This window comes from Streptomyces sp. NPDC050703 (assembly GCF_040654435.1).
GTDB lineage: Bacteria > Actinomycetota > Actinomycetes > Streptomycetales > Streptomycetaceae > Streptomyces.
Genome location: NZ_JBFAHX010000003.1, coordinates 329,734 through 338,626, shown reverse-complemented (window position 1 = coordinate 338,626; position 8,893 = coordinate 329,734). Strand labels below are relative to the sequence as shown.

Annotated in this window: 9 protein-coding genes and 2 pseudogenes; 8 read left to right on the top strand and 3 right to left on the bottom strand. The window is 71.2% G+C overall.

The genetic code is table 11. The features are described 5' to 3' along the window. Positions 1 to 34: 34 nt before the first annotated feature. Positions 35 to 382 carry a hypothetical protein gene (locus tag AB0I16_RS04750; protein WP_363247865.1) on the bottom strand — a complete coding sequence of 116 codons (348 nt, stop codon included), beginning with the start codon at positions 380 to 382 and terminating at the stop codon, positions 35 to 37. A gap of 170 nt (positions 383 to 552) precedes the next feature. Between AB0I16_RS04750 and AB0I16_RS04745 the strand changes: the two are divergent. Together AB0I16_RS04745 and AB0I16_RS04740 are read left to right on the top strand one after the other, a co-directional pair. Beyond that, positions 553 to 1,885 (top strand): annotated as a pseudogene (locus tag AB0I16_RS04745) (transcriptional regulator). A 44-nt stretch (positions 1,886 to 1,929) separates the two neighbouring features. Continuing rightward, positions 1,930 to 2,466 carry an NUDIX hydrolase gene (locus AB0I16_RS04740; RefSeq protein WP_363247864.1) on the top strand — a complete coding sequence of 179 codons (537 nt, stop codon included), beginning with the start codon at positions 1,930 to 1,932 and terminating at the stop codon, positions 2,464 to 2,466. A 245-nt stretch (positions 2,467 to 2,711) separates the two neighbouring features. Here AB0I16_RS04740 and AB0I16_RS04735 read toward each other — a convergent pair. After that, a pseudogene (locus AB0I16_RS04735) lies at positions 2,712 to 2,822 on the bottom strand (mobile element transfer protein); the annotation flags it as partial. A gap of 534 nt (positions 2,823 to 3,356) precedes the next feature. Here AB0I16_RS04735 and AB0I16_RS04730 point away from each other — a divergent pair. The 4 genes from AB0I16_RS04730 to AB0I16_RS04715 all read left to right on the top strand — a co-directional run bounded on the left by AB0I16_RS04730 (position 3,357) and on the right by AB0I16_RS04715 (position 6,014). Further along, positions 3,357 to 3,791, top strand: coding sequence for a DUF6083 domain-containing protein (locus tag AB0I16_RS04730; protein WP_363247863.1), 435 nt, complete (start codon positions 3,357 to 3,359; stop codon positions 3,789 to 3,791). Positions 3,792 to 3,970: 179 nt separating this feature from the next. After that, positions 3,971 to 4,951: a pentapeptide repeat-containing protein gene (locus AB0I16_RS04725; protein ID WP_363247862.1), complete on the top strand. Its 981-nt coding sequence runs from the start codon at positions 3,971 to 3,973 to the stop codon at positions 4,949 to 4,951. A gap of 173 nt (positions 4,952 to 5,124) precedes the next feature. Next, a complete protein-coding gene (locus AB0I16_RS04720; RefSeq protein WP_363247860.1) occupies positions 5,125 to 5,655 on the top strand; it encodes a GNAT family N-acetyltransferase in 531 nt (176 codons plus the stop codon). 140 nt (positions 5,656 to 5,795) lie between these two features. Beyond that, positions 5,796 to 6,014 carry a DUF4287 domain-containing protein gene (locus tag AB0I16_RS04715; protein ID WP_363247859.1) on the top strand — a complete coding sequence of 73 codons (219 nt, stop codon included), beginning with the start codon at positions 5,796 to 5,798 and terminating at the stop codon, positions 6,012 to 6,014. A 38-nt stretch (positions 6,015 to 6,052) separates the two neighbouring features. Here AB0I16_RS04715 and AB0I16_RS04710 read toward each other — a convergent pair whose 3' ends face one another. After that, on the bottom strand, positions 6,053 to 6,484 hold the full coding sequence (locus AB0I16_RS04710) for an ANTAR domain-containing protein (RefSeq protein ID WP_363247858.1): 432 nt from the start codon (positions 6,482 to 6,484) through the stop codon (positions 6,053 to 6,055). Between the two features lie 407 nt (positions 6,485 to 6,891). Between AB0I16_RS04710 and AB0I16_RS04705 the strand changes: the two genes are divergently transcribed. After that, the gene (locus AB0I16_RS04705; protein WP_363247889.1) at positions 6,892 to 8,067 is read left to right on the top strand and encodes an MFS transporter; all 1,176 of its coding nucleotides are present in this window, start codon (positions 6,892 to 6,894) and stop codon (positions 8,065 to 8,067) included. A 134-nt stretch (positions 8,068 to 8,201) separates the two neighbouring features. Further along, complete coding sequence (snpA, locus tag AB0I16_RS04700) at positions 8,202 to 8,882, top strand: snapalysin (RefSeq protein WP_363247857.1); 681 nt, start codon at positions 8,202 to 8,204, stop codon at positions 8,880 to 8,882. The last annotated feature ends 11 nt before the right edge of the window (positions 8,883 to 8,893 follow it).

Here is an 8,893-nt window from a genome sequence, read left to right as displayed (position 1 = left end):
TCGTCGCAGCGCCAGCAGAACCGGGTGCCCTCGCTCATCGCGGCGCCTCCGGCCGGTCGGCGCGCAGGAAGGCCCCGAACAGGCGCTTGCCCGTGGTGCACCACGGCAGCTTGGTCGAGCACACCGGGCACTCCGACCGATGGGCGGTGAAGGCGTCGCGGAAGCGCGCGCGTCCGCAGGGGCCGCAGCTGCGGGGGAACCAGCGGGTGACGCTGCCGTGCGCGTCGATCTCGCGTGCGCCGAGGTCGATGGCGGTCGTGTTGTCGAGGACGACTGCACACCAGACGCAGGCGCGACCGCAGACCTGCGCCTCGGCCAGGCCACCGGGAGCAGGCAGATCGATCGGTAGTGACGGTACGTCTGTGCCGGGTGTGATGGACATGCGTTGGGCCTCCACGTGCGTGGCCAGTTCCGTTCACACACATCGTTCGCGCTGGTCAGGGTGTCGGGAAGTGTGTGCAACGGAGTGTCGACGTTGGCGAGTTCACACAGTGTGTGAATCGTTCGGCGCTACGCTCCATGCACTGACAGTGACGTGAAGGCGGGTCGCCGATGGAGCCCAACACCCTGCTCGACGCCCTCCTGCACGAAGCCGGCATGTCCCGCGTCGGTCTGGCCACGCGGGTGAACAAGGCCGGAGCGGCACGAGGGACGCGAATGCGCTACGACCACAGTTCTGTCATCCGCTGGCTGAGAGGCGAGCGCCCGCGCGGGATAGTCCCGGACCTGATTGCGGAGGTTCTGGGCCCGCGCCTAGGACGGACGCTGACTTTCGACGACATCGGCATGGGACAAGCAGCTGCTCCCCCCCGGTGCTCCCTTGGAGGGCTTCATCGGCAAGGCCACCGCCCTGTGGCGCGGTGACCACCAGCAACGCGAGGACCTCCAACAAGTCCCGGTCATCACCGGACTCCCTGCGGTCGGACCCGTATGGGAGTGGGAGAACCCGCCCGACGACGTCGACGTGTCCAGCCGCGGCGCGATCCGCGTGGGCCTGCCCGACGTGGAGCAGCTCCGCACGGCGCGAAGTCACTACGAGCAGATGTACCGCAAGGCGGGCGGTGTCGCGACGCGCGCCCGGGTGGTGCGCTATCTCGTGCAGGACACGGCGCCGCTGATGCGCGGTACGTACACCGACGGCACCGGCCGCGAGCTGCACCGGGCCGTCGGCGGCCTGGTCGCCATCGCGGGGATCTGCGCCTACGACTCCAACGCGCAGGGGCTCGCGCAGCGGTACTACCACCAGGCGCTGCGCCTTGCGAAGGCCAGCGGTGACCGGGCGTTCGGCGGGTACGTCGTCGCGCTCCTCGTCAACCACAGCCTGTTCATGGGCGAGCACCGGCAGGCCGTCGCGTTCGCCGAGGCAGGGCTCCGCACCGCCGGGCACGCCGTCTCTCCCGCACTCGCCACGGACCTACACGCGATGCAGGCCAAGGCCTACGCGCGGATGGGCGATCAGGCAGGGGCCCGCTCGGCCATCGAGCAGGCCGAGACGGCCGCCGGGCGGATCAGGCCCGACGAGGAGCCAGCCGAGACCGGATACGTACAGCCCGGCCTGCTGGAGACCGCGCTCGCCGACACCCTCATGCGGCTCGGCGACACCGGGCCGGCCCAGGAGTTCGCAGCCGAGGCTGTCGGTATCCAGGCTCACGCCCGCGGCCGGGTACACCGGCTCGCCACCCTTGCCGACTGCCAGATGCGGGCCGGTTCTGTCGACCACGCCGCGGGTACCGCCGAGCGGATGCTCGACACGGTGCAGGGCATGGAGTCCCACCGGTTGTACGACCGGCTCGCTGGGGTCCGCCGGAGTCTCGCCGCCACCCGCAGCAGCAGCGTCCGGGACGTCGTCGGCCGGATCGACGACACCCTCCGCATCCCGCTGTAGCCGGTGTGGTCGGATGGGGTGGTACCCGAGCGAGAGGCAGCAGCGTGTCAGTGTGGCGGAACCTCGGCGAGCGCACCGTGTACGAGAACCGGTGGGTGAACGTGGCCATGGCCGACGTCGAGTTGCCCGACGGTCGGCACCTCGACCACACCGTGATCCGCCTACGCCCCGTCGCCGTGGCCACCGTCGTCAACGACGCGAACGAGGTACTGCTGCTGTGGCGGCACCGCTTCATCACCGACGCGTGGGGGTGGGAGCTCCCGTCAGGCGGTACGGGTGCGGGCGAGGACCCTGCGACCGCCGCCGCGCGGGAGTTCGAGGAAGAGACCGGGTGGCGGCCGGGCCCGATGCAGCTGCTCCTCGCCGTCGACCCGATGCCGGGGATCTCGACGTCGCACCACCGGGTGTACTGGTCTGACTCGGCCGAGCAGGTGCGGGATCTGCCCGTCGATGATTTCGAGTCGGCGCGTCGTGAGTGGGTGCCGCTCGCCACGGTGCCCGATTTGATCGCGCGCGGCGAGGTGCGCTCGGCGAACGCGGTCGCCGCGCTGCTCATGCTCGCGCGGCTGCGCGGCGTGTAGCCCCCGCCGTACGACATGACGAGAGGGCCCCCTCCCGCCCGAAGGCGGAAGGGGGCCCTTTCAGTACTGGCGCCGCGTGGGGTCGAGGGCTGCCTGCGGTGTGGGCTCGCCGCCGGGCTAGGGCTGTGGCGCTCCGTCCCGGCGGCACACGAGGTGCGGACGCCGAGGAACTTGACGGCTCCCCAGGCGAAGGAGCCGAGGAGGACGACGAGCGGCAGGCTGACGGTCACGGTGTGCGGGTCCTTTCAGCGGACGGGGCAGCGATGGGTACGGGCGGCCAGCTCGGCGGCGGCGCGACTGTCGTAGTCAGCGGAGAAGCAGCAGCGCGGAGCCGTGCAGGCGGCGGTGTGCTTCTGGAGAACCCTGGACGGCGACGCAGCCGGGCCCGCCACCAAGAAGCCGGGTCCACGAGTCCGCGCACCTGCCCCGGTGACGGCAGCCAGCCCGGTTATGCCTGCACCTCAACAGGCAAGGTCGTCGTGGAGGGTGAGTTCTGCGCGGGGGCTGATCGCGGCCGCACGCTCAAGGCCAGCAACGGGCGCATGGCCACGTGCGAGGACTACAACGGGTGGCGCTGGAACGCCTGACCATGTCGCGCCGGGCGAGCGCCCGTCGCTCCGACCGACCGAGCAGCACGGTGTGGGGCCCGTGGACGACAGCACGTGGTGGCAGTCGTCGTTCAGGTGTTCACGGTGATGCCGGTCGGTCCAGGGAGTGGAGGTGTCGTGTGGGCCATTGGGGCGGAACCAGTAATTTGGTATCTAGTTCTCAAGACGTCCTGAACGCGACCTACTGGCGCTCGCCATCGCTCGTTCACAATCGAACTTATGCGGAGGCCAACCGGTCGCGATCAGCTCTTGTGCCAGCGGTGCCGGGAGTTTGACGCGACTGTGCGCAGCAGGGGGCGCATCGACCTGCTGGCCGTCGTCTGTGACGCCTGCTGGAACCGGCTCGCCAACGACATGGCGATGAGTGACGGGGCCACAGCACTTCCTCGGCCGGAACCCGGCCCTGACGACGTGAGCTTCGTAGAGCCGCCGACCTGCCCCGAGTGTCATGCGGATGTCCGCGTCTACCCGACGGTCTATGACCGGTGGATCAGCCTGGCCGTGCTGGAACTGCCGGCCAAGGACGTTCCTCCCGCCTATCGGTGGCGCCTCGTTCCGATCGTCGGCCCCCATTCGCCGGTGGTGACCGATACCGTGGCGGTTCGCGTACGGGGAATCGACCCCCTTCCGGGGGAGCGGGTGGTTCCGGCCCATCGGATGCTCTGCCGTGCCGAGGAAGCGGGGCGGCCATCGGTCGAGCAGACGCTTGATCCGTGACAGCAGGGCTGACACCGGCGGCCGTGCCACTCCGGACGCGCTCCGGGGGCCCAGGGTGGGTTCGCCTGGTCGTTGCGCGCGTACGCCTCCGTGGCTCACGCGGTACTTCCCTCGCGGCGCCAGGGGCCGACCGACCAGGAGGTGTCGTGGGGGGACGGGCCGGGGACGGGGGCGGGGCCGTGAGGCGGTCGGTCGTCTGGGGTCTGGTGCTGGCGTCGGCCGGGGTGCTGGTCGTCGTCGTGAGCGTGATCTTCCTGGTGCCCCGGCTGCTCTACCCTCCGCTGAGCGAAGCCGACCTGCGCGGCGTCCGCAGCGCACAGGCGCGCATCGAGTTGCGGCAGGCCCAGTACCGGCTGGCCAATGACGCGCGGACCGCGATGCTGCAGAGCTGTGTCGGGCTGGTGGTGGTCATCGGCGCCGCGGCTACCTGGCGCCAGGTCCACGTCAGCCGCGAGAGCCAGCTGACCGAGCGTTTCACCCGGGCCGTGGACCAGATCGGCAGCAGTGACGTCAACGTCCGTATCGGCGGGATCTACGCCCTTGAGCACATCGCCAAGAACTCCCACGCCGATCGTGACCCGATCCAGTTCCTCCTGGGTGCCTTCGTCCGCGGCAGACTCACGTGGCTGGTCGGCTCTGCCGACGGGCCGGAGCACCCCACCCCGTCGGTGGATGACCGGCTGCCCGTGATGAATGTCCGTGCCCCCGACGTCCAGGCGGCCATGTGGGTCCTGGAGCGTCGCATCAGGACCCCCGATGACCCCGCGCTCTACCTGTCGCGCGTGGATCTGCGCGGCATCTCCCTCCGCGGCGCCCGACTGGGCCGCACCCTGTTCCGGCACTCCAACCTCGCTCGGGCCGCGCTGACCGGCGCCCGGCTCGATCGCTCCGACTTCACGGACGCCGACCTTCGCGGGGCGCTGCTCGACGGCGCGAGCCTGAAGGGCGCGAACCTCTCCCGCGCGCATCTCCAGGGGGCCGGCCTGCGCCGAGCCGACGTTCGCGGCGCGAACCTGCGTGGCGCCGATCTCAGCGGCACGGTGCTCGACGAAGCGCTGCTGACCGGCGCCCACGCCGATGCCACCACGGTCTGGCCCGCCGGCCTCAGCGCCGCAGCACGCCGTGAACGGGGAATCCTCGACGCCGGCCCAGGCCCGTAGCGGGCGTGGTGGACGTACCACGGCAGCACCCTCGGGACGCGGTTCGACCCGGCGACCCGGCGCCCCAGCGGCCCGGCGGCCCAGCGGCTCAGCGCCCCAGCGGCCCGGCGGCCCAGCGCTGCCCGTGTCCGCCGATTACCGGTACCGCCCCTCCCTTCGGCACCATGACCCCCATGACCGAAATCCGTACCCCACGCCTTCTCCTGCGTCAGTGGGACGACGACGATCTCGTCGCTCTCGCTGACATCCATGCCGATCCCCGCGTCATGCGGTGGGTCGGGGACGGGGACGTCCGGGATCTGGAGGCCACCGCCGAGGACATCGAGCGGTGGGAGGAGGAGTGGGACGACGAAGGGTTCGGGATCTTCGCCGTGGAGTTGCTCGGGTCGGGGGAACTCGCCGGGGCCGTCGGACTCCACGTTCCCGAGGATCTGCCCGAGCTGCTGCCCGCCGTCGCCATCTGCTGGCGGCTCGGAGCACAGTTCTGGGGGCAGGGGTACGCCTCCGAGGCCGCGCAGGCCACCCTGGAGTTCGCCCTGCAGGACCGTGGGCTCGACCGGGTCGTCAGCGTCGACCGGATCGGCAACACCGCCTCCGCCAACGTCGTCCGCAAGCTCGGCATGGTCCCCGAGCGGGAGATCAGCCACCCCGTCCATGGTCACGCGCTGAGCGTCTCCTCCATCGACCTGAGTGAGTACCAGTGACGTGAGTGTGGGGGGGCGGCAGCGGAACCGGGGATACGAGATGTGGTGCAGGTCACTGTCTTCCGGCGATGAGACGCGGGCGGTCACGGCGTCATACCCGTGACCGCACACTTCGCGTACGACCGGAAGGATCGCCCCACATGGCCGCCAAGGTTCAGGGTCCCGCCAGTTACTTCCCCTCCATCGAGAAGAAGTACGGGCGGCCCGTGGCCGAATGGAAGGCGCTGATACGGGAGTCGCCGCTCACCCGGCACATGGAACTCGTCGCCTGGCTGAAGGATGAGCACGGGCTCGGGCACGGGCACGCCAACGCGCTCGTCGCCCACACCCTCGCCGAAGCCCCGCCCTCCGCCTCGTAGCGCCCAGCAGGGCCTCCGGCCGTACGCGGGCTCTGGCGTCAGCCCGGTGCCTCCGCGCAGTTCGACTTCGCCTGGGCCCTCGCCAGGCTCGCGTCCAGTTCCCTGCGGATGTCTTCCGGCAGGTCCCCGGCGCAGCCCCAGTCGACGATCATGTCCGCTATCCGGCTCAGCTTCGTGTTCGTGTGCTGGGACGTCTCGCGGAGTACCGTCCAGCCCTGGTCCGGGGTCAGCTTGCCCACGGCGACCACTATGCCGATCGCCTGGTCCACCGCGGCGTGGGACTCGACCGCCCGCTCCAGCTGGCTCACCTTGCGCTCCAGCTCCACGACCTTCTCGGCCTGTTCGGCCTGCTCGGCCTGCTCGGCCTGGTCCGCCCTCGCGGTCTGCTCCGCCCTTGCGCCCCCGCCGTCCTGTCCGGGCGCCCCGGGGGCGTCCTGTCGCCGTGCCGCGTTCTCGTCCGATGCCGTCACATCGCCTCCGGGGTCTGGGGGGGGCAGGCACCAGGATGACACGGTGACTCGGCGCGCCCACGGTTCCGGTACCGGCATCACGTACGGCTACCCGGCGGTCCCTTACGTTCAGCCACACCCCACTCCCCCTATGCTGCCCGCCGGGCCGGGTCCAAGTCCTCGCCCCGACAGCACCGGAGCACCGGAGCACCGGAGCAGCAGAGAAGCAGAGAAGCAGAGAAGCAGAGAAGCAGAGAAGCAGAGCCACGGGCAGCCTTACGCCGGTACTACGTGAGCAGGGGCGCATGAGTGACAGCAGCAGCGGCAGGCGCATCAGCCGCGGGGCCGAGGCCGATACCGAGGCCGAATCAGGCGCACCTCCCGCACCCCTCTCACCCCCCACAACCCCCACACCCCCGCCCCTCCGCATCCCCGCCTTCCGGCGTTTCGCCCTCGCTCAGTTCGTTTCCGCCGCCGGGTCGGCCATGGCGCCGCTGGCTCTCGCCTATGCCGTGATCGGTGCCGGTGGCGGGGCCGGGGCGCTGGGGCTCGTGCTCGCCGTGAACACCGTGCCGACCGTGGTCTTCCTGCTCGTCGGCGGTGTCCTCGCCGACCGGCTCTCCCGTAGCCGGCTGCTGTTCGGCGGGAATCTGCTCGCCGCTGCCGCGCAGGGCGCGCTCGCCCTGGTCGTCGCCTCCGGGCACGCGGGCACCGCCTCCATCGCGGCCTGCGGCTTCGTCTCGGGGGTCGCCGTGGCCTTCACCACGCCCGCCGCGCAGGGCGTCGTGACGCAGCTCGTCGCGCCTGACCGGCTCCAGCAGGCCAACGCCCTGCTGCGGCTGCCCGTCAACGCCGTCAAAGTGGCCGGGCCCGTGGCCGGTGGCCTGGTCGTCGCCCTCAGCGGGCCCGCGTGGGCCCTCGGCTTCGACGCGTTCACCTTCGCCGTCGCCGCCCTGCTGCTCCTCGGGCTCCGCCTCGGCGCCCCCGTCCCCCGTGGCTCCGCGCTCGCCGATCTGCGTGAGGGCTGGAGCGGTTTCCGGTCACGGACGTGGCTGTGGACGTACACGGCGGCGGGGACGGTCCTCGTCGCCGCCTTCCTCGCCGGGTATCAGCTCCTCGGGCCCGTCGTCGCCGAGGAGCGGTACGACGGCGCCCGTACCTGGGGGTTCGTCCAGGGCGCCTTCTCCTTCGGGCTCCTCGCCGGGGCCGTCGTGTGCCTGCGGTGGCGGCCCCGCCGGCTGCTCGTCGTCGCCGTCGCCGCGAGCGGCGGTCTCGCGCTGCCCCTGGCCGGGCTGGCCCTCGGCCTGCCGCTGCCCTGGCTGCTGGTCTGTGCCGCCCTCGCGGGCGTCTGCCTCGACATCGCGGGGGTCACGTGGGTCACCGCCTTCCAGCAGCACGTACCGGACGCCGAACTGGGGCGCATGAGTTCGTTCAACCAGGTCGGTGAGCGGCTCGCCATCCCGCTCGGCTACCTCGTCGTCGCCCTCTTCGCCGGTGTCTTCGCCGACCGGGCCGTGCTCGTCGTGTGTGCGGGGATCATTCTGGTCGCCACCGCCCTCAATCTCTGCGTACGGGACATCCGTCGGATTCGGCGCGTTCACTGAACCGCCGCACCAAGGGAGTTGATGTCATCGCGCTATCGCCCAATGACATCGGGGCAACTCCCGCCGCGCTCCCGATACTCGTCCCGACCGGAGGTCGCACCCGCAGGCCTCCAGCCCCCGGAAGGGACACCCCCATGAACAAGACCAGAACGTACGCCGTCGCCGCCCTCGGTTCCGCCGCGCTCGTGGCGACCCTGACCGCCCCCACGGCGTTCGCGGCACCCGCCCCGGCCGTCCCGGCGGGCACGGCCGTCTCGGCGTACACCCCGTCGAAGAGCGCGAGCGCGGAGAACGCGGCCGAGAACCGGCAGTTCTTCGAGGCCGTGATGAAGTCCGCCCTGAAGAAGCAGGCGGCGGAGCCGGGCATCCAGGCCGTCACCGTGCGGTACCGCACCAGCAGGGCGCCCAGCTTCCGCAGCCAGATAGCCCAGTCCACGTCCATCTGGAACTCCGCGGTCACCAACGTGCGGCTCCAGGAGGTCAGCAGCGGCTACGACTTCGAGTACCGCGAGGGCAACGACTCGCGCGGCTCGTACGCCTCCACGGACGGGCACGGGCGCGGCTACATCTTCCTGGACTACCGGCAGAACCAGCAGTACAACTCCACGCGCGTGACGTCCCACGAGACGGGGCACGTCCTCGGTCTCCCCGACCACTACTCGGGGCCGTGCAGCGAGCTGATGTCCGGCGGCGGCCCCGGCCCTTCGTGCACCAACGCGCAGCCCAACGCCACGGAGCGGGCGCGGGTCAACCAGCTCTGGGCCAACGGCTTCGCGCTGTTCAAGGAGCAGGGCGCGCTGAGCAAGGCCGGCTGACGCCCTCCCCG

Bases quoted from the DNA above. Each gene is read 5' to 3' on its own strand.
- AB0I16_RS04720 (WP_363247860.1), top strand. From the start codon at position 5,125: ATGACCGAAATCCGTACCCCACGCCTTCTCCTGCGTCAGTGGGACGAC.
- AB0I16_RS04750 (WP_363247865.1), bottom strand. From the start codon at position 382: ATGTCCATCACACCCGGCACAGACGTACCGTCACTACCGATCGATCTG.
- AB0I16_RS04715 (WP_363247859.1), top strand. From the start codon at position 5,796: ATGGCCGCCAAGGTTCAGGGTCCCGCCAGTTACTTCCCCTCCATCGAG.
- snpA (WP_363247857.1), top strand. From the start codon at position 8,202: ATGAACAAGACCAGAACGTACGCCGTCGCCGCCCTCGGTTCCGCCGCG.